Here is a 19,503-nt window from a genome sequence, read left to right as displayed (position 1 = left end):
TTGGCCACCTGAGCAGAAGTGCTTTACTCACCTCAGAACAACACAGGTAAGTCTCCCTCTCAAGGAGGCCTACCTGTGCTTTGCTATATCTATATGACTGCAAAGTTACGAGTTTGACTGGAAATCTTCGATTATCTTCTGATTGTAATCATCCAGATACTTTTGCAGTTCATCCCTGTCGATCAGACGTACCAAGGCTGACTCAGCTAACTCTTTAGCAGAGCGTGTGAAGTAGGAATTAGTCACAACCATCGCCTCATCACAACCATAGAACGTTTTTGCAGAGATCACCTGCTGCACCGCCGAGTTACCTACAGAACCAGAATAATTTTTCGCCTGAATAACCATACCCTTACCAAATCGAGTGACGAAAAGATCTGCACCCTGATCTTGCGTTCTCTTAGTTTCTTTGACGTCATAACCCATAGTCTGGAATATTTCCACAAGGAAATCTTCGAACTGGAAACCGTCCATTGCATCAACTAAATACATGGTGACGAATTTATTAGGGTTAAAATGCTCAAGGCGTATAGCTAATCTATCAACCAGAATATCAAAATAAATACGTTCGCACACAGCTAAGTATTTTTTTACTTCATCAAATAAAACCAAAGGGACACCAGGCGTGGCCTCCGCTTTTTCATTGAATTCTACTGATGAGAACTCTATCTTATTGCGCCATATATAGAATAAAAATAATGAAAGATCTGCCCGAAAAGTGGTACCCGCTTCCTCAATCCATGACCTCAAGGATTCAGTAACTGTAGATTTAATATGCCGTTTAACTTCCTTAGCGAAACCATAATATAGAGCGTTAAATGACGTGGTAAGGAGTAGTTTATCTAATAGCTCAGGTAATTCCTCAAGCTCATTGAACCCTTTTCTGACCAACACCTCACGGAAAAGTTGTAATTCGGAGTATGTACCATTATCTGTTGAGAAATCTGCTTCCGATTTATTATTATGTGAGAATCTGGAAGTGTAAATGAAGTTAGTAAAATATGGATCCTTTAAACTGGAGTATTTTTCGAGAACATTTTCAAGCAATTGATTAAGCTGAGTTTGTTCTTTTTTCTTCCCAAACAGATCTTCCAGTACACCCTTTGAACGATACTGAAACTCCGGATAAAACGATGGATTCAATGGCGTCATACGTTGTATATCTACTGCTTGTGCGGTCGATGATGCTGAACCCCATGCAGTTGTTTTAACAGGTGAAACTCCGCTACACCAGGGACAATTAACCTCAAAAGTCGTTCTACTGCACGTATTACACTGATAAATCATTTGAATATTCTCCTTTTATTTCAATATCTTTTCATTCGATACTTTAATTCCCAGCCTAATAATCCCCAAGTTAAAGCAGAGCGTTTTCACTCAGTGATGTTACTTATGTTCGTATTTTTGAGTCAATCCACTTAGTCATATCCTTAAGAAGTACCAGTGCATCTTTTTTGCTTCTCGTATTCCCCCAAAAGCTCAGCTCAAGTACTTGTCCCTTCCCTGTAATTAATACCTCGTAGTCTTCAGGGCTGGCAGTTGGAATAAAATTACCAGTACTTAAAGCAACTCGTATTTCTTCTTTTAGTGCATTAACTTCAGAGTAATCATCTGAATGTATCCAACCATTTACGTAGAATTCTGCTTCACCTCTTCCATCTTCATTAGGGCGGTAAACTAGTGTAACTCCTGTTTTACCTTGCCCCCAGCATCCTGGCATAAGATGAATTGCTTTATAGTAACCCTTCCAGTTATTAATTCCTGTTGCTATATGAATATCAGGCAGTACTTCTGAGACAACCGATTTCGCTTCCTCCGTGATTGCATTTTGGTACATTTCCAGCAATTTAACCGACTTTATCAAAGCCGAGAAATTTTCAGTAACAAACTCAACATTTTTATCAGATACATTATCCATACCAGCCTCACTCAATTTTTTAAGATGACTTAAAAACTCCTGATAAAAAACTGTCCACTTGCTGAAATCTTGATTCATCATCTCTAACCCCAGACGTCGGATGGCGCTTTCCAGCAGCAATGAATAATTGATCAGTCGCCAACCGTCTACGCCTTTAGCGCAGTTACCATCAGGCTTTAATATACAACGAAAAAGATTTTGATTGTTGCCGCCGTAGCTATCAATGAGACTTACATAGCTGGGAAAAGGATTATATGTATCAGCCAAAACTTTATGCTCAATACCTATGATGAATTCATCATGTCTGATAAGAATATCAAGATATTTCCCATCCTCTGTTCTGGCCTCTCTCATTAATTCCAGAGAGGTGAAATCAATTTCATCAACATCGAGGGAATCATCCAGGCAACATAACAATGCTTTTAGCAACCATGGCGGCACCATTTTCTGGGCTCCCATAAACAAAGCCATCAAATCCGTTGTTGGGTTTTCGAGATATCCGGAACCTCCCAATTCAAAAAAATTGAATTCAACATCATCCTCAACCGAGATGCCTTTGAGTTGTTCAATAAATTCGATAGCCAACGCTTCAGAATGCAATTCAACCTCCCTTTAACAATCATGTTTACTATGCCATTTGTTTGATATTTTAGTTATTGAAAACTGTCAACATTAATCAATATCTATGCAGAAAACTCAAACATTATTCATTAATCCTCTTGCGGACAATATTTATCTCTATCGCCATTTTAATTTCATGTTTCTGGGATTGTATAATCCTGATATCTTTTTCCATACTTTCAATTAAAACATTAAGTGTTTTTCTTTTTTCAGGGTCATTTTCATATTTTAACTTTACCTCCGACTCAATCATTTTCATTCTTATTGCATGAATTTGTTCGTTAAGAGGTTTTGTTTTTTCATTTATGATTCTGTTTTTCTCATTGAACCAGTGCATGCCTTCATTAAAACGTTCCAGCCCGGCATTTGTATCATTTAGCACCCTGGCTACGACATTTGATACTTCTCCTGATTTACTCTTTCTTTTACCGAGAAGTTTCATTAATAATCCAGAAACAACAATCACCGGAATAGCCACATAAGTTAAACAGACACCAACATAGCTGACAGTTAGTAATGTCAGGACATAAAGAATCAGAGTGGTATAAAAAATATACTTTGATACTGAATACATAACTTCCCCGATTAGTTTCTAAATTAGAATAAGCCCCAAAATCACATATCAGCCAACAACATCCCAGCCATCCCGTCCAGCCGTTTCTTAACCTTTTCCCAGCCCGGCATAACCTGCCCCATCAGACGGTAAAACTCCTCGCTGTGGTTGTGCTCAGCAACATGGCATAACTCATGTAGCAAGACATAGTCGATACATTCTGAGGATGCCTTAACCAGCCATGGATTCAGGGTCAGACAGCCTTTTGCTGAACAGTTACCCCATTGCGTTTGCATCGCCCGCAAACGTATCGGGGGACGCTCACTAACCCAAAGGGTCTGCGGTATCAATAAATCTAGTCTGCGTTGGAAGACATCTCTGGCGCGTTCCCGATACCATTCGGCCAGCAACGCTTTAACTTTTTCTGCCGATTTGTGCCTGACCGACACTTCCAGTCGCCCACGCAACATTTTCACTCGTTGCGGCACCGTAGCGTCTTCTGTCACTTTCAACTGATATTGCCTGCCAAGATAGTAATGGCTTTCTCCGCTGACATACTGACGCGGAACAATGTGCGTCTGTTGCTCCCTGAAATCACGCAGTTGCTGGTATATCCAGCGACTTCTTTTTTTCAGCGCAGACAACACCTCGTGCTCCGGTGTTTCTGGCGGTACAGAGGCCACAACCCGGCAGTCCGGATGCACCTTGATGAGCACCCTGCCCTTAACGACCTGACGCGGAACACACTGTATGGCAATGGCTTCATCACCATAGACAATGCGTATAGCTTTCATTGCTGGCGACTCTTTTTCACTCATGATTTCATCAAACCAACGCGCAGTATCTGGATGATAGTTTCCACAATACGGTTTACCTGGTTCATTCCGGCCCCTATTTCCCGGCAGGCCGTAAACAGCAGCGGTAAGAGATTTGTCTTGACTGCTTTCTCGATATCCTGAGGGTTCAGGGAGTTTTCTGCCACTGCTTTGACGATAATGCAGTCCACTTCAAAAGCCAGCTTCGTCCACTTCTCCTGCACCTGAATGTCGTTAATCGCAAAAACCTCCGGTAGCTCTTTTTTAAATACACCGTAATACGCCTGAGCATGCTTGTTTACCGCCAGTGCATCCGGGATATCGCCGAGCTCACGGGCTTCAACTTTTTCTTCAAACTCACGGAATAGGAGGTATTGTTTCAGTGGATGGTCGAACAGTTTTTCAGCCTCTTCGATTGCCATGCGCAGGAGTTTGGAAAAGGCCTCCTGAGCATACGGGTCATCACGCAGCTCCTGCTCAATCATCTTTGTCACACGGGTTTTAATGATGTCGGTTTCATTGCGGGTTTTATTGTTGTCCCACTCTTCGGGCTTTTCACTCTTGCCCATTTTACCGACTTCATACACGCCATCCGGTTCACGAACCTCAACGCCGGTGACATGCTTATCCAGCAGTTTTTTCACCTGCTCAGCGTAGTCGTCATAATTGACCTGCTCGCCGCTGACCTGCATTGCCCACTGTCGCAGGCTGGACATCTGTTTTACGGTTTCTTTATAGAGATTTCGGTCTTGTTCCGTAAAGCTCTTATCGGTGAAGAAGGTAGCGGACTGCAGTGCCACTTTCAGGCATCCGGCAAAGGCCGTTAACACCTCGAAGAAATCATCACGGGTTTTCTGATGGATATCGACCATCTCTCCGTCACGTTCTTCCATTTTAGGCACCAGTACCGCACGTAACTGCTCAGTATCATTTTTGTTTTTGACACCAGCAAATATGGCCCACAGCTGGTTATACAGATGCGGCAGGCGCTTGTATTCAGAGCTCATGGCGCTGTACAGCCCGTCAATATCCTTGATGTCGTATCCTCCCTGGGTTCGGGAGGCGAGATCCTGATATTTACCGATAGTGGTGTCCAGCTCAGCCAGAATGCCGCGATAATCAATCAGCAGGCCAAACTTTTTCAGTGGATGCAGTCGGTTCACCCGGGCAATCGCCTGGATTAGGTTGTGGGACTTAAGCGGTTTGTCGATATACAGCACGGTATTCTTCGGTTCATCAAACCCGGTGAGCAGTTTATCAACTACGATCAGCAATTTGAGCTTATCATCGGTATCGAAACGGCTAATGATATTGCGGGTATACACAGACTCATCCTGGGTGCCGACGTTATCCTTCCACCATTTCGTCACTTCCGGTAGTTTGCTTTCATCTACCTCGGTGTTCCCTTCCCTGGTATCCGGCGGGCTGATCACCACTGCTGATTCAAACAACCCGGCTTCATCAAGATACTTTTTATACTTAATGGCGGAGATTTTGCTGTCGCAGGCAAGTTGCCCTTTCAGCCCGTCATTAATGTATTTCGAAAAGTGAGTGGCGATATCCAGCGCGATCAGTCGGATGCGGTCATCTGCACTGTAAACCTCACCTTTACGGGCGTATTTACGCTTAAGGTCGTCTTTTTGCGCTTCACTTAACCCATCGGTAATACGGTCAAACCACGCATCTATTGCCCGGTCGTTTACCTCAAGATCAGGAATACGTTCCTCATAAAGCAGAGGCGTCACGGCCTGATCTTCTACCGCCCGCTGCATGGTATAAGCATGGACAATCGGCCCGAATTTATTGGTGGTCTTATCTTCTTTTAGTAATGGCGTTCCAGTAAATGCCACAAAGGCGGCGTTCGGCAGTGCCAGTTTCATTCGCACATGGTTCTCCCCCCCCTGGCTACGGTGTCCTTCATCAATCAGAACGATGATGTCGGGGCTGGTGTTGACGCATTCAGGCAATTTTGTCGCTGAGTTAAATTTCTGGATAAGGGTAAAGATTATACGTTCTTTACCAGAGCCAATTTGCAGTGCCAGCTTCTGACCTGAGGTCGCCATCGCTTTGGCCTTATCATCCTTCCCGGCCAGTTCTCCACCAGAAGCGAAAGTACCGCTGAGCTGCCCTTCAAGATCGACACGGTCCGTCACCACCACAATGCGACACTGCTTCAGGCTGTCATGAAGGATCAGCGCCTTGCTGAGGAAAACCATGGTGTACGATTTACCTGACCCCGTGGTATGCCAGATCACCCCACCTTCCCTGCCCCCATCCGGTCTGCGAATACTGATGCGTTCCAGCAGTCTTTTAATCCCGAACACCTGCTGATAGCGGGCGACAATCTTGCCGGTCTTTTTATCAAACAGGGTGAAGAAGCGGGTCATCTCCAGCAGACGTTCCGGCGAAAGCAGGCTGATAAGCAGCTTATCCTGTCCACTGACAGCCAGTTCACCAGCGGCTACTAACTGTTGGTACCAGTCGAGATCGGCTGAAGGACGATGATCAAACAACGCATGAATTTGTTCAGTCGATAACTTATGGTTGCGCAGCGCATACATCTGCGCGTCAGTAATATCTTCTTCGCGCCATGCCGCCCAGAATTTCATTGGTGTATGACAGGTACCGTAGCGCCCGTCATGCCCGTTAATCGACAGTAATATCTGGCTGTAGGCAAACAGCTGCGGGATTTCATCATTGAGCTGATTTCGGATACTCTGGGATATCCCCTCGTCAATGGTTGGCCCTTTCTTGCCGTGACCAGCCGGGCTTTTCGCTTCAATAACAGCCAGCGGAATACCATTAACAAAACAGACAATATCCGGTCTGCGGGTTTCAACACCGCCTGACCGCAATACCGTAAATTCTTCAGTAAAGTGGAACTGGTTATTTTCCGGATGTTCCCAGTCAATCAGCGCAATGGTGGGGTTGACCTTCTTACCATCGACAAACTCGGTCACGGCGATCCCGTAGAGCAGATGGTTATACATCCGCTCATTGGCTTTCAGCAGCCCTTCGTTCAACGCCGGAGAACAAACCTGCGATATCAGGTTATCCAGTGCCTTTTCCGATAACTGGCAAGTTTTACCGCTCGCCATAAAGGAACGCTTCGACAACGCCTCACGCAGAACCGGACGCAGCACCACCTCATCCTGTTTATAACCACGATAACCCATGATCTGTTTCGGGGATAAAACCGTCCAGCCAAGGCTGGTTAGTAATGTCAGCGCCGGAATTTTGGCGCTGTATTCTTCCTGGAACTTTGGCGTGTACGTCTGGTTCATGAGCTTTCCTTGTTCTTCGCGTTAAGCACTCACGGCTTCTTCAGCTTCTACTTTGACACGACGTTTCCCGGTCAGTAATTGCTGCATCAGGGCTTTTTTCTCGTCTTTCAGGCAGGCGATTTTTTTCTCCAAGGTGGAGATTTCGGCGTCGGCAGCGGACAGGACAGCGGCGATTTTTTGTTGTTCAGCTAATGAGGGTATACTAAATCCCATCGTTTTAAATTCTGTTTTGCTGATTTTCGGTAGGCCTGTACCACTTTTTATTTTATCTATTTCTTTTTGACCAACATCGCTATCTAGTAAATAGTAAATGAACTTAGAATCATTTTGATGATTCACTCTCAACACTACTAAATTTGGCGCAACAGTAGCTGGCTTACTCAATTTTGGCATATAGTAAACCCTACCTAAATCACCGATATTTACAAAAAGAATATCACCTTCATAAAGATTGGATTTTTTAAGAAACTCATAACTTTTTTTGTCAACCCACTTCAAATTATCATTCTTAAATCTCGCAGATAAATCAGTTTGTCTCACATAGTGAGCAAAATCTTCATCATCTGATACTGAAACATTTTCTCTTAACGAGGCAAAGCTACCACTGGCGACATAATCAGTAATAATGCTAAATACTGAGGCTATTGATAGATATGACCAATTCGCATGGAATCTTTCGCCATTCTCACTAAATAGTCTTTTCTTCCCTGTTAGCAATTGTTGCATCAGGGATTTTTTCTGCTGCTGGCTGTTGGCGAGAAGCTTTTCCGTCACCGCAATTGCCTTATCCCAAGTTGACAGAATTTGGGCGATTTTTTTCTGTTCAGGAAGAGGGGGAAGAACTACAGGTAAAGCTAACAGCTTCTCTCTCGTAAGATGAGCAATACTTGTTCGAGTTGTGTAATCATCCAGTAACTTTGTTCCAGCAATACTCTCAATATAGGCTTGAAAAAAATAAGGACTAACTTTTCCTTTGCTACGAAGTCGATGTAAAGCTTTTTGATAATAAATATGTTCTTCTTGGCCCTGCCAAATTGCGCAACGCCCGACCTCACCACCTTCACACATAACGATATCATCAACTCTTAACGAAAATTTATTAATTTCTCTTTCATTAAAAAACATCGTATTTAGGTTTGATAGTTCAAAGCTTCCCCATTTGACATTGGAGTTGCCCAAATATTTAAACTGAGGTCCTTTTGCCTTTGCCTCTTTATTAAGCATTTTCCCAAGCTGGACCTCAAATAAGTCACTTACATGTACGATTGACCACCCCTTAGGCACCATAACCCAACTCCTTCAGATACCCCGCCATCTCCGTTTCCAGTTTCGCCAGTTCCGCCTTCAATTCCTCGCGTTCAACGCGAACAGCCAATAAATCAATCTCATCCTCTTCCTCGAAAGTATCAACATAGCGTGGAATATTGAGGTTATAGTCGTTGTCCTGAATCTCTTTCAGGCTGGCAAGGTAGGCATATTTCTCGACGTTATCGCCTTCTTGATAGGTTTTAACGATCTTCTGGATATTTTCTACGCTGAGTTGGTTCTGATTTTTACCCGCCTTAAATTCGCGGCTGGCGTCAATAAACAGCACCTTGTCATCCACTTTCTGCTTCTTGAAAATCAGAATCGCAGCGGGAATACCCGTACCGTAGAACAGTTTTTCAGGCAGGCCAATCACAGCATCCAGCAGATTTTCATCAATCAGTTTCTGGCGAATTTTACCTTCGCTGGAGCCACGGAACAGCACACCGTGTGGTACGACTACGCCCATACGACCTGTCCCCGGTTTCAGGGTTTCTATCATATGCGAGATAAAGGCGTAATCGCCTTTAGTCTTCGGCGGCACACCGCGACGGAAACGACCAAACTTATCGTTCTCGGCCTCGTCATGTCCCCACTTATCCAGGCTGAACGGCGGGTTAGCGGTCACTATATCAAACAGCATCAGGTCGCCATTTTTATCGAGCAGCTTCGGGTTACGAATGGTATCGCCCCATTCGATTTTATGGTTGTCTTCCCCGTGCAGGAACATATTCATTTTCGCCAGCGACCACGTAGAACCGATCGCTTCCTGACCAAACAACGCATAATTACGGCTGTCATGCCCGGAGACAATTTTACGCCCACACTTCATTAACAACGAACCAGAACCACAGGCAGGGTCACAGATGGTGTCACCCGGTTGCGGATCAAGCAGTTCAGCAATCAGGTCCGAGACCTCCGGAGGGGTATAGAACTCACCGGCCTTCTGTCCACCACTGGCAGCAAAGTTTTTGATCAGATATTCATAGGCATTACCGATAACGTCCAGCGTACCTACACGGCTTGGCTTCAGGTTAAGATCTTCACCGGCAAAGTCTTCCAGCAGCTGGCGCAGGATGGTGTTCTTCTGTTTTTCTTCACCCAAGCGGTCAGTGTTAAACGAAATATCCTGGAACACGCTTTTCCCGGCATCTTTCAGTTTGGTGCCGTTGGCTTCTTCAATAGCGTGTAGTGCCTGATCAATACGCTCACCGTTACCCGGCTCATGACGGCGTTCATACAGCGCATAAAAGCTGGCGCTTTTCGGTAACACAAAACGCTCGTTTGCCATCATGGCTTCAATCAGCTCCGGCGCATCGCCATAATGTTCTTTATATTCGTCATAGTGATCCTGCCAGACATCAGAAATGTACTTGAGGAACAGCATGGTAAGGATAAAGTCTTTATAGGTATCAGCACTGATGGTGCCACGGAACGTATCACACGCGGCCCACAGGGCTTTATTGATCGTATCCTGACTGATTTTGTCGTTCATGAATCATCCTGGTATGAGAATGCCAGCCCGAAATGCCGGGAAATATAGAAGGAAATAGGGTTTTGATAATACCTGAAAACACGCAATCGGACACGTTAAGTCACTATGTTTTGACCCAAAACGCGCACGTAAAATGAGTTAATTAAATCGAGGTCATCCGGGGAATATGTGCAGTTAATACGTGAATTGCAGATACAAAAAAACCACCTTTCGGTGGTTTCACGACACTGCTTATTGCTTTGATTATTCTTTGTTTCCCATGGTAGCCGGAGTGGGACTTGAACCCACACAGCGCGAACGCCGAGGGATTTTAAATCCCTTGTGTCTACCGATTCCACCATCCGGCCAGGGAAGAAAGTGGAGGCGCGTTCCGGAGTCGAACCGGACTAGACGGATTTGCAATCCGCTACATAACCGCTTTGCTAACGCGCCGTAAAACTTTTCAAACTGACACCCGCTAATGCGCATGTCTTTAATCTGGAGCGGGAAACGAGACTCGAACTCGCGACCCCGACCTTGGCAAGGTCGTGCTCTACCAACTGAGCTATTCCCGCATGTCATCAAGTAAATCTCTAACCACTTGATTTCATTATCGTCCGGCTTGCTGTGCCGCCGTTCGATGCGTTGCATTCTACTGATATGACGTTATGAGTCAACGTTATTTTTTGCATCCCCGGATCGTTTGCTGAAAATTACGGCGAAACGATCACTGATCAAGCAAATCTCCGCGCGCAGCGTTCAAATATTGCAGCATTGACCATAGCGTCAGCACTGCCGCCACCCACAGGAGGCCAATCCCCGCCCACTCAACCCAGGCGTTCGGACGCCACAGCATCCAGACCAGCGCCGCCATCTGCGCCGTCGTTTTCACTTTACCAATCCACGAGACCGCCACGCTGCTGCGTTTCCCCAGTTCCGCCATCCACTCGCGCAGCGCAGAGATAATAATCTCACGGCCGATCATGGTTGCCGCAGGCAGCGTCACCCACCAGGTGTGATAGTGCTCGGCCACCAGCACCATCGCGATAGCAACCATCACCTTATCCGCCACCGGATCGAGGAAAGCGCCAAAACGGGTGCTTTGATTCCAGCGGCGGGCCAGATAGCCATCAAACCAGTCTGTTACCGCTGCAATAAGGAAGATCAATGCGCAGGCAAAGGGTGCCCAGACAACCGGCAGGTAAAACGCCAGCACAAAGAACGGGATGAGTACGACACGAAAAAGAGTGAGCAACGTAGGGATGTTATATTGCATAGTGACGGTAACTATTTGTTGTCAGTAAAATTTAGCTCTATGTTGCTACAGAGCCCTCAATGTTTCAACGAGTAGTAGATCTTTTCTGCCAGCCCTTGCGAAATACCCGGCACTTTTGCAATTTCCTCCATGCTGGCGTTGAGTAATCCTTGCAATCCGCCCATATACTTCAGCAGCATCTGGCGACGTTTTGGCCCCACGCCTTCGATCGTCTCGAGTGAGCTGGTGTTTTTCACCTTCGCCCGTTTTTTGCGGTGACCGCTGATGGCGTGATCGTGCGATTCATCGCGAATATGCTGAATGACGTGCAGCGCCGGAGAGTCCGGCGGCAGGCTGAAGCCCTCACCTTCCGGCTCGAAGAACAGTGTCTCCAGACCGGCCTTACGATCGGCCCCTTTTGCGACGCCCAGCAGCAGCGGATGGTTTTTATCCCAGCTGACATCAAGCGATTCAAATACCGCTTTCGCCTGGCCGAGCTGCCCTTTCCCGCCGTCAATCAGGATCACATCGGGGATCTTGCTCTCTTCTATGGCTTTACCATAGCGACGACGCAGCACCTGATTCATCGCCGCATAGTCATCGCCCGGCGTGATGCCGGTGATGTTATAGCGGCGATACTCGGCGCGCAGCGGACCGTTAGCATCAAACACCACGCAGGACGCGACCGTCTGTTCACCCATCGTATGGCTGATGTCGAAACACTCCATCCGTTTCACTTCCGGCAGCTTCAGCAGCGCCGCCAGGGCCGTTAAACGCTGGTGCACCGTCGACTGCTGCGACAGCTTCGTGCTCAGCGCCGTTGCCGCGTTGGTCCGCGCCAGCTTCAGATAACGCGCGCGATCGCCGCGCGGTTTGGTTTGAACATTGACCCGGCGCCCCGCCAGTTCAGAGAGCGAATCGGCCAGCAGGGTTTTATCGTCAAGATTAAAATCGAGCAGGATCTCAGAAGGCAGCGTGCGCATCTGGCTCCCCTGCAGATAGAACTGGCCGACAAAGGTTTCCACCACTTCGCCCAGTTCGGTACCGCCAGGCACTTTCGGGAAATAGCTGCGGCTGCCGAGCACTTTGCCCTGGCGAATAAACAGCACGTGCACGCAGGCCATTCCGGCGTCAAAGGCCACGCCGATGACGTCGAGATCGTCACCGGTATTTGAGACAAACTGTTTCTCAGTCACTCTGCGCACCGCCTGGATTTGATCGCGGATACGCGCGGCCTCTTCGAACTCGAGTGCGGCGCTGGCTTTTTCCATCCGCGCAATCAGCTGGGTTAAGACCTGATCGTCCTTGCCGGCTAAGAACAGGCGCACATACTCCACCTGCTGGGCATACTCGTCTTCACTGACCAGCCCGGCCACGCACGGCCCCAGGCAGCGTCCAATCTGGTACTGCAGGCATGGCCGCGAACGGTTACGGTAAACGCTGTTTTCACACTGGCGGATCGGGAAGATTTTTTGCAGCAGCGCCAGCGTTTCTCGCACGGCATAGCCGTTGGGGAACGGCCCGAAATATTCACCCTTCGCATGTTTTGCACCACGGTGCATGGCGAGGCGCGGATGGGTGTCGCCGCTCAGAAAGATAAACGGATAGGATTTATCATCACGCAGCAGGACGTTATAGCGCGGCTGGTAGAGCTTAATATAGTTGTGCTCAAGCAGCAGCGCTTCTGTCTCCGTGTGCGTGACGGTAACATCAATATTCTGAATGAGTGAGACCAGCGCTTCGGTCTTACGGGAGGCCAGGTTGCTGCGAAAATAGCTGGAAAGGCGTTTTTTAAGATCTTTTGCCTTCCCCACATAGATAACCGTACCGCCAGCGTCATACATGCGATAGACGCCAGGCTGGCTGGTTACGGTTTTCAGAAATGCTTTTGAATCGAACACATCACTCACTGACTTAACAACGTCTCCGCATTACACAAACCATGTCGGATGGCCAGATGCGTCAGTTCGACGTCACCATGAATGTTCAGTTTACTGAACATCCGATAACGATAGCTGTTTACCGTTTTCGGGCTGAGATTCAGCTGTTCCGAGATCTCATTCACCTTCTGACCTTTGGTGATCATCAGCATAATCTGCAATTCACGCTCGGACAAACTGGCAAAGGGTGATTCGGTTTTCTCGGGCTCGATCTGACTCAGCGCCATCTGCTGAGCGATGTCGGACGCAATATAACGCTGTCCGGCATACACAGAACGGATAGCATTGACAACCTCCTGCGGTGCAGCACCTTTACTCAGGTAACCCGCCGCGCCCGCCTGCATCACTTTCGCGGGCAGTGGATTTTCGGTATGCACCGTCAGCATGATGACTTTAGTGTCTACAAAGGTACGCGCGATTTTGCGTGTTGCTTCAAGACCACCGATACCGGGCATGTTCATATCCATCAGCACCACATCAGCGGAGTGGGTACGGCACCATTTTACCGCATCTTCGCCACAGCATGCCTCACCGGCAACTTTAATACCTTTAATATCTTCAAGAATGCGTCGTATCCCTGCGCGCACCAGTTCGTGGTCATCAACAAGAAGGACGTTGATCAAAGGAAATGTCTCCAGAATAGGGATAACGCTACTGTGTGATAATTTGGTTTATATTAACGGTTTTCCTGACAAGATTAAAACGTTAAAAAACCGGCTATTCGATTTTGCTCTCGTTTTTGGAAATTAGGCTGTACAGGCGGTGGAAAGAGAGCCCGTGCATTCAGGGCTCTTGCAGCTTTTTTTAACCATCTGTATTCAAAAAGTTACAAAAAACGGGCTGGCTTAACCTGCGCAAAAACAGGGTTCAACTTTTTGTAACAATAATTAACGGCAAGCGAACCCGAAGTAAACAATTAATAATCATTAAGCGGGTTGAGTTTACCGGTACGATCTGTTTACGCAATTAAACATCGGCGTAAAAGTACGAAAAACAACCGCTGCATTTTTTGCTTCAGCTTGTGGTATACTCCGCCGCCTTGACTTTCGTCGTCGCGCTTTAGCGCCGTTTAATAATGAGGAAAATAAATGAGCACACCTGAATTTGCCACTGCGGAGAATAACCAGGAACTGGCACAGGAAGTAAACTGCCTGAAAGCGCTGCTAACGCTGATGCTGCAGGCGATGGGCCAGGCTGATGCCGGTCGTGTGATCATTAAAATGGAAAAACAAATCGCGGAGATGGAAGACCAGGCTGAATCAGCGGTATTTGCTAACACCGTTAAGCAAATCAAGCAAGCGTACCGTCAGTAACAAAAAACGGCTGGATGCAGTGCATTCAGCCGTTCGCTCGTCTGTCACGCAGAACGTTTTACTGCGTCAAATCAGTCCCGTTGCCGCCGCATAGCACGCGATCTGCGTCTTGTTGGGCGCGTTGAATTTCTTCTGCATATTCTTCTGATGGAAGTTAACGGTATTCTCTGAGATCGAGAGAATGATCGCTATTTCCGCTGACGTCTTCCCTTCCGCAGTCCATTTCAGAATTTCACGCTCGCGCTTGCTGAATTTCATTTCCGGCGGCATGACCATCTCATCGTCAAAACGCATCAGCGAGGTTAAGGCCATTTGCACCAGCATTTGCAACCGCAGCTCTATTTCTTCATGGGCTAATGGCCCTTCCTGTACACGCGTACGAGACACGGACAGGAAACCAAGCGCATGATTTGGCAGCATCAGGCACTGCGTTATTCCCGAGCGTAAACCGTGATCCTGGGCGCTGTGCCATAATTCCTGCGCCTCGGCGAATAATGCATCTGTCCAGGGGAGATGGCCCTGAATGAAATTCTCCGGTTTTAAAACCGGATCAATCGCGAAATAGTTCGCGGATTGATATTGCGCCATCCACAACTTTGGGTAAGTGGTTTGCAGGGAGATCTTAGGGCGGGTAAATGGCACGGGATGGCGCACGCAGAGCGCGTAATAATCGAATTCCAGCGACTGAGTTTGTCGCTCCAGCTCCTGATATACCTCGGCGGCACAGGTCAATTCCTGAAACCGGAGGGAGCAATCCCGTCGCCAGGTGAAAAAGTCTAAATCCTTCATACTTACTAAATGAAGCCTCTGAACAGATAATCATTATTATGGTGAATATAAGCTAACACATAAAACTTTTTTCTAGCCACAAAATATCGGCAATAGCACAATTAACTTTACTATCGATAAGGTTTATCCGATCTGGATGGAATAAAAAAACAGAAGCCCTCGCGCAGAGGGAGAATAATTTGCTCCAGAGTCAATTTCTGGAGCAAATGCGTGCAAAAATGCTACTGCATAAGGAATTTTTCAAGGAATTGACGGGTTCGAGGCTGTTGAGGGTTAGCGAACAGGCTTTTCGCTGGCCCCTGCTCCACAATCCGTCCCTGATCCATAAAGATGGCTCTGTCAGCGACATCGCGCGCAAAGCTCATTTCATGGGTCACGATCACCATCGTACGTTTCTCCTGTGCCAGCTGGCGAATGGTGTTCAGCACCTCGCCCACCAGTTCCGGATCGAGCGCAGAGGTCGGTTCATCAAACAGGATCACGTCCGGGCGCATCGCCAGCGCGCGCGCAATCGCCACGCGCTGCTGCTGCCCGCCCGACAGGCGACGCGGATAGCTGGTCTCTTTCCCCGCCAGCCCGACTTTGGCGAGCAGTTCGCGAGCCCGCGCCGTCGCTTCCTCTTTAGGCTCACCTTTGACGATCACCGGCCCTTCGATGATGTTCTCCAGCACCGTACGATGCGGGAAAAGGTTGAAGTTCTGGAAAACAAAGCCGACATGCTGGCGCAGGCGGCGAATCAACCCTTTCTGTTGGCTGATGGATTTCCCGGTATCAATCGTGATCTCCCCGACGCGGATGGTACCGCCTTCCGGCTGTTCAAGCAGGTTAATGCTGCGCAGCAGCGTCGTCTTTCCCGAACCGCTCGGTCCAATAATCGCCACCACTTCGCCCTGCTCGACCTCCAGATCGATCCCGTGGAGCACCGTTTGACCGTGGAATTTCTTCACCAGGTTTTTGACGTCAATTGCACTCATTTTGGATCACGCTCCTGGCGGTTAAGCTGGTTTTCGGAGTAGTTTTGCAGAGCAGACAGCACCGTCGCCATCACCCAGTAAATCAGCGAGGCGGCCAGATACATGGTAAAGACCTCAAGCGTACGGGAGGTAATGAGCTGTGCCTGACGGAAAAGCTCCGGAACCTGAATCGTTGCCGCCAGGGAGGTATCTTTCACCAGGCTGATAAAGCTGTTGCTGAGCGGCGGAAGCGCCACGCGTGCCGCCTGAGGCAGGATGGCCCGGCGCAGCGTCTGCCAGGGCGTCATCCCGATACTGGCCGCCGCTTCCCACTGCCCTTTGTCAATGGAGGAGATGGCCGCACGCAGGGTTTCGGAGGTGTACGCCGCGGTATTGAGCGACAGGCCAATCATCGCCGCCGGGATCGGATCCAGCTCGATTCCGAACTGCGGTAAGCCGTAGTAGATCATAAAGAGCTGGGCGATAAGCGGCGTACCGCGAAACACGGAGATATAAAAGCGCGCCAGCCAGCGCACCGGCAGGACAGGCGACAAGCGCATTAAGGCCAGTATAAATCCCAGTACCAGCCCAAAGAACATCCCGCCGATACTGAGCTGCAACGTAAATACCGCACCTTTCAGCAGGTACGGCAGAGAATCAATAACCAGTTGAATACTTTCTTGCATTATTATTTTTCGACCTGATTTTTAGACATGAGGATGATAGGCAAACAGCGCAGGCGCTCCGCCGGTATGGACAAATAAAATCGGCCCTTCATCCTTAAAGCGTTTTTGCGCAATGCCGTCGATCAGTCCGGCCATCGCTTTGCCGGTATAGACCGGATCGAGCAGTATGCCCTCGAGGCGCGCCAGCAGTTTCACCGCTTCCATTCCCTCTTCGTTCGGCGTGCCGTAACCCGGCGCAAAATAGTCATCCCAGAGCAGAATATCGGCCTTCGCCTTCAGCTCCAGCTGCTCTGCAACCGCCTGCTGTAGCGTAACCACTTTCGGCTTCTGATCCGCCACGCTGCGGGACACCGTCACGCCAATCAGTTCGACCTCCGGAAGCAGTTGCTCCAGCCCCACCGCCAGCCCGGCATGGGTGCCCGCACTGCCGGACGCGACCACGACGGAGGAGAGACTCACCGCACCCTCGCACTGCTGCGCGATTTCCAGCGCACTTTCCACGTACCCCAGCGCGCCCAGCGCATTCGAACCGCCGACGGGAATAACGTAGGGGCGAAAACCCTGCGCTTCCAGACGCGTCGCCAGCTTATCGAGCTGGGCGGTCGGGTCGGTCAGCGCGTCAACCATCTCAACCTGCACGTTAAACAGGTCTAACAGCAGGCGGTTACCGTTGGTGAGATAGTTTTCAGCCCGCGTGCCAATCGGGTTTTCCAGCAACGCCACGCAGTGGAGCCCAAGCTTCGCCGCCACGGCCGCCGTCTGGCGAACGTGGTTGGACTGGATGGCCCCGGCAGTGATGAGCGTATCCGCACCTTCGCGCAGGGCGTCCGCCGCCAGAAACTCCAGCTTGCGCAGCTTGTTGCCCCCCATCGCCATGGGCGTCACGTCATCACGCTTAATAAAAATATCGCGCCCTAAATAATCAGAAAATCGCGGGAGATACTCCAGCGGCGTCGGTGCGCCGATGAACTCCAGGCGGGGAAAGCGCGTTAAATTCTGTAGTGACATGGATGCTCCGGTAACTCAGACAAAATGTGATATTTTTCATTATGCACGCAGACGCGTAAGAAATAAAAAAGGCGCTTTTAAAAGCGCCTTTTTTTACGTCAGAAACTTATTTCGTGACGTCTGCCCCGAACCACTTCTCGGAAAGCGCCTTCAGGCTACCGTCTTTTTGCATGTCAGCAATCGCGGAATCAATCGCTTTCACCAGGTCTTCGTTACCTTTACGAACGGCCACGCCGGATTCCTGACGAGAGAACGCATCACCCGCTACCGCCAGGGTGTTGTTGGTTTTCTTCACCAGATCCAGTGCTGCCAGGCGATCAACCAGAATGGCGTCGGTACGGCCCACGCGCAGATCCTGGTATTTCGTCGGGTCATCATCGTAGGTGCGGATATCCACGCCCTGAACGTTCTGGCGCAGCCACTCTTCGTAGTTGGTTCCCAGACCGACACCGACTTTCTTCCCTTTCAGGTCCGCAGCCGTTTTGATGGTGCCTTCGTTGCCTTTCTTCACCAGTGCCTGAATACCGGACACGGTATACGGGGTGGAGAAGTCATACTTCTTCTTACGCTCGTCAGAGATGGTGACCTGGTTGATGACCACGTCAATGCGTTTCGAATCCAGCGACGCCAGCATACCGTCCCATTTGGTCGGTTTCAGGGACGCTTTCACGCCGAGGTGTTTTGCCAGCTCTTCAGCAAACTCCACTTCAAAACCGGTCAGCTTGCCGTCATCGCCCTGGAAGCTGAACGGAGGATAGGTTCCTTCCAGCCCGACCAGCAGCGTACCGCGCTCTTTTACTTTATTCAGCAGGTTTTCTGCGGCGAACGTTTTCACGCTCATGCCCGCAACCAGCGCAACGGCCATAACACCCATCAGCGCCTGACGACCCAGAAGTGCAAATTTCATAAATACCCCGATATAGTGGAATTTTTACGTAGTGTAGAGAAATCGCCTGCAACGTCAAAGGCGACTGCGCTACATCTTATTCTTTTTTAATATATATCAGAAGTTGTTCCGGCGTGGGCTTTCTGCTTTATGGCACCCGGCATTTGTACCTTATATTGTGCGTACTTGCGCAGCGCAATCCGGTAGTTGTTGGTGCTGGTCGCAGGCAGCCACGGCTCCAGGTTCTCGTCGAGATAACCGGTTTTGAGCAGATCGCGGGAAATGTTGTTCACGGTCAGATGTTGCCCGAGGCGGCGCAGGCGAACCACGTATTCGCGAACGGTGCCGTGGCTCATCTCCGTTTGTTCAAACAGGAACTGCTTGAAGCCGATAATGTCGAAGAAGTCGCTTTGCTCTTTGCAATGGAGATCGCCACAGAAACGGCAAAGCGCCACCCACTCTTTTTGCTCTTCGAGCCATGCTGCTTCGTCCATCAACGTGTCGAGGCGAGAAATCGCGATCTTATTGACGATTTCGCCGCGGCGAACCAGCGTGATACGATCGAGTAGCTTGTTACAGTGGGCGCAATGCGTCTGGCTGTGTTTAAAGTCTTTCAGGTAGCGGCTTAAAGGCCGTCTTTTAGATTGCTGCACCGTCATGATAACTCCTGGTTGTCAATACGTTGTGCGGCATTTTTAAGGTG

17 protein-coding genes and 3 tRNA genes are annotated in these 19,503 nt (G+C 48.8%); 1 reads left to right on the top strand and 19 read right to left on the bottom strand.

Going from position 1 to position 19,503, the window contains the following annotated elements; translation table 11 throughout:
* Positions 1–105: 105 nt before the first annotated feature.
* The 13 genes from LLF79_RS03245 to uvrY all read right to left on the bottom strand — a co-directional run bounded on the left by LLF79_RS03245 (position 106) and on the right by uvrY (position 13,788).
* A complete protein-coding gene (locus LLF79_RS03245; protein ID WP_227879092.1) occupies positions 106–1,287 on the bottom strand; it encodes a restriction endonuclease in 1,182 nt (393 codons plus the stop codon).
* Positions 1,288–1,390: 103 nt separating this feature from the next.
* Complete coding sequence (locus tag LLF79_RS03240) at positions 1,391–2,518, bottom strand: PD-(D/E)XK nuclease family protein (protein WP_025912263.1); 1,128 nt, start codon at positions 2,516–2,518, stop codon at positions 1,391–1,393.
* 103 nt (positions 2,519–2,621) lie between these two features.
* Complete coding sequence (locus LLF79_RS03235) at positions 2,622–3,113, bottom strand: hypothetical protein (RefSeq protein ID WP_155267964.1); 492 nt, start codon at positions 3,111–3,113, stop codon at positions 2,622–2,624.
* A 41-nt stretch (positions 3,114–3,154) separates the two neighbouring features.
* Positions 3,155–3,910 carry a M48 family metallopeptidase gene (locus tag LLF79_RS03230; protein WP_025912261.1) on the bottom strand — a complete coding sequence of 252 codons (756 nt, stop codon included), beginning with the start codon at positions 3,908–3,910 and terminating at the stop codon, positions 3,155–3,157.
* On the bottom strand, positions 3,907–7,191 hold the full coding sequence (locus LLF79_RS03225; protein WP_227879091.1) for a type I restriction endonuclease subunit R: 3,285 nt from the start codon (positions 7,189–7,191) through the stop codon (positions 3,907–3,909). The genes LLF79_RS03230 and LLF79_RS03225 overlap by 4 nt, the downstream gene beginning before the upstream one ends.
* A 21-nt stretch (positions 7,192–7,212) precedes the next feature.
* Entirely contained in the window at positions 7,213–8,478 is a 1,266-nt protein-coding gene (locus LLF79_RS03220; protein WP_025912259.1) for a restriction endonuclease subunit S, read from the bottom strand.
* Positions 8,468–9,991: a type I restriction-modification system subunit M gene (locus LLF79_RS03215; RefSeq protein ID WP_025912258.1), complete on the bottom strand. Its 1,524-nt coding sequence runs from the start codon at positions 9,989–9,991 to the stop codon at positions 8,468–8,470. The genes LLF79_RS03220 and LLF79_RS03215 overlap by 11 nt, the downstream gene beginning before the upstream one ends.
* 260 nt (positions 9,992–10,251) lie before the next feature.
* Positions 10,252–10,338, bottom strand: a tRNA-Leu gene (locus tag LLF79_RS03210).
* A gap of 11 nt (positions 10,339–10,349) precedes the next feature.
* A tRNA-Cys gene (locus tag LLF79_RS03205) sits at positions 10,350–10,423 on the bottom strand.
* 46 nt (positions 10,424–10,469) lie between these two features.
* A tRNA-Gly gene (locus tag LLF79_RS03200) sits at positions 10,470–10,545 on the bottom strand.
* A 152-nt stretch (positions 10,546–10,697) separates the two neighbouring features.
* The gene (gene pgsA / locus LLF79_RS03195) at positions 10,698–11,246 is read right to left on the bottom strand and encodes a CDP-diacylglycerol--glycerol-3-phosphate 3-phosphatidyltransferase (protein WP_008500348.1); all 549 of its coding nucleotides are present in this window, start codon (positions 11,244–11,246) and stop codon (positions 10,698–10,700) included.
* 56 nt (positions 11,247–11,302) lie between these two features.
* Complete coding sequence (gene uvrC / locus LLF79_RS03190; RefSeq protein ID WP_039024164.1) at positions 11,303–13,135, bottom strand: excinuclease ABC subunit UvrC; 1,833 nt, start codon at positions 13,133–13,135, stop codon at positions 11,303–11,305.
* Positions 13,132–13,788, bottom strand: a complete 657-nt coding sequence (gene uvrY, locus LLF79_RS03185; RefSeq protein WP_023293888.1) for a UvrY/SirA/GacA family response regulator transcription factor — start codon at positions 13,786–13,788, stop codon at positions 13,132–13,134. The genes uvrC and uvrY overlap by 4 nt, the downstream gene beginning before the upstream one ends.
* A 465-nt stretch (positions 13,789–14,253) precedes the next feature.
* Between uvrY and LLF79_RS03180 the strand changes: the two genes are divergently transcribed.
* The gene (locus LLF79_RS03180; protein ID WP_008500345.1) at positions 14,254–14,478 is read left to right on the top strand and encodes a DUF2594 family protein; all 225 of its coding nucleotides are present in this window, start codon (positions 14,254–14,256) and stop codon (positions 14,476–14,478) included.
* A gap of 66 nt (positions 14,479–14,544) precedes the next feature.
* Here LLF79_RS03180 and sdiA read toward each other — a convergent pair whose 3' ends face one another.
* From sdiA to fliZ, 6 genes are all read right to left on the bottom strand, one after another.
* Positions 14,545–15,267: a transcriptional regulator SdiA gene (sdiA, locus tag LLF79_RS03175; RefSeq protein WP_227879090.1), complete on the bottom strand. Its 723-nt coding sequence runs from the start codon at positions 15,265–15,267 to the stop codon at positions 14,545–14,547.
* 221 nt (positions 15,268–15,488) lie between these two features.
* The gene (tcyN, locus tag LLF79_RS03170) at positions 15,489–16,241 is read right to left on the bottom strand and encodes an L-cystine ABC transporter ATP-binding protein TcyN (RefSeq protein WP_008500343.1); all 753 of its coding nucleotides are present in this window, start codon (positions 16,239–16,241) and stop codon (positions 15,489–15,491) included.
* Positions 16,238–16,906 carry a cystine ABC transporter permease gene (gene tcyL, locus LLF79_RS03165; protein ID WP_227879089.1) on the bottom strand — a complete coding sequence of 223 codons (669 nt, stop codon included), beginning with the start codon at positions 16,904–16,906 and terminating at the stop codon, positions 16,238–16,240. The genes tcyN and tcyL overlap by 4 nt, the downstream gene beginning before the upstream one ends.
* 21 nt (positions 16,907–16,927) lie before the next feature.
* On the bottom strand, positions 16,928–17,914 hold the full coding sequence (gene dcyD, locus LLF79_RS03160; protein WP_227879088.1) for a D-cysteine desulfhydrase: 987 nt from the start codon (positions 17,912–17,914) through the stop codon (positions 16,928–16,930).
* A gap of 106 nt (positions 17,915–18,020) precedes the next feature.
* Positions 18,021–18,821: a cystine ABC transporter substrate-binding protein gene (gene tcyJ / locus LLF79_RS03155; protein ID WP_021240470.1), complete on the bottom strand. Its 801-nt coding sequence runs from the start codon at positions 18,819–18,821 to the stop codon at positions 18,021–18,023.
* 86 nt (positions 18,822–18,907) lie between these two features.
* Complete coding sequence (gene fliZ / locus LLF79_RS03150) at positions 18,908–19,459, bottom strand: flagella biosynthesis regulatory protein FliZ (protein WP_008500339.1); 552 nt, start codon at positions 19,457–19,459, stop codon at positions 18,908–18,910.
* Positions 19,460–19,503 lie beyond the last annotated feature (44 nt).

Origin of the sequence: Enterobacter cloacae complex sp. 2021EL-01169 (assembly GCF_020733125.1) — a bacterium.
Lineage (GTDB): Bacteria > Pseudomonadota > Gammaproteobacteria > Enterobacterales > Enterobacteriaceae > Enterobacter > Enterobacter roggenkampii.
This window is presented reverse-complemented; position numbering and strand designations above follow the sequence as displayed.

Excerpts from the sequence above, each read along its gene's own strand:
- LLF79_RS03245 (WP_227879092.1), bottom strand. The coding sequence starts at position 1,287 with ATGATTTATCAGTGTAATACGTGCAGTAGAACGACTTTTGAGGTTAAT.
- LLF79_RS03235 (WP_155267964.1), bottom strand. The coding sequence starts at position 3,113 with ATGTATTCAGTATCAAAGTATATTTTTTATACCACTCTGATTCTTTAT.
- LLF79_RS03230 (WP_025912261.1), bottom strand. The coding sequence starts at position 3,910 with ATGAGTGAAAAAGAGTCGCCAGCAATGAAAGCTATACGCATTGTCTAT.
- LLF79_RS03225 (WP_227879091.1), bottom strand. The coding sequence starts at position 7,191 with ATGAACCAGACGTACACGCCAAAGTTCCAGGAAGAATACAGCGCCAAA.
- LLF79_RS03220 (WP_025912259.1), bottom strand. The coding sequence starts at position 8,478 with ATGGTGCCTAAGGGGTGGTCAATCGTACATGTAAGTGACTTATTTGAG.
- LLF79_RS03215 (WP_025912258.1), bottom strand. The coding sequence starts at position 9,991 with ATGAACGACAAAATCAGTCAGGATACGATCAATAAAGCCCTGTGGGCC.
- pgsA (WP_008500348.1), bottom strand. The coding sequence starts at position 11,246 with ATGCAATATAACATCCCTACGTTGCTCACTCTTTTTCGTGTCGTACTC.
- LLF79_RS03180 (WP_008500345.1), top strand. The coding sequence starts at position 14,254 with ATGAGCACACCTGAATTTGCCACTGCGGAGAATAACCAGGAACTGGCA.
- sdiA (WP_227879090.1), bottom strand. The coding sequence starts at position 15,267 with ATGAAGGATTTAGACTTTTTCACCTGGCGACGGGATTGCTCCCTCCGG.
- tcyN (WP_008500343.1), bottom strand. The coding sequence starts at position 16,241 with ATGAGTGCAATTGACGTCAAAAACCTGGTGAAGAAATTCCACGGTCAA.
- tcyL (WP_227879089.1), bottom strand. The coding sequence starts at position 16,906 with ATGCAAGAAAGTATTCAACTGGTTATTGATTCTCTGCCGTACCTGCTG.
- dcyD (WP_227879088.1), bottom strand. The coding sequence starts at position 17,914 with ATGTCACTACAGAATTTAACGCGCTTTCCCCGCCTGGAGTTCATCGGC.
- tcyJ (WP_021240470.1), bottom strand. The coding sequence starts at position 18,821 with ATGAAATTTGCACTTCTGGGTCGTCAGGCGCTGATGGGTGTTATGGCC.
- fliZ (WP_008500339.1), bottom strand. The coding sequence starts at position 19,459 with ATGACGGTGCAGCAATCTAAAAGACGGCCTTTAAGCCGCTACCTGAAA.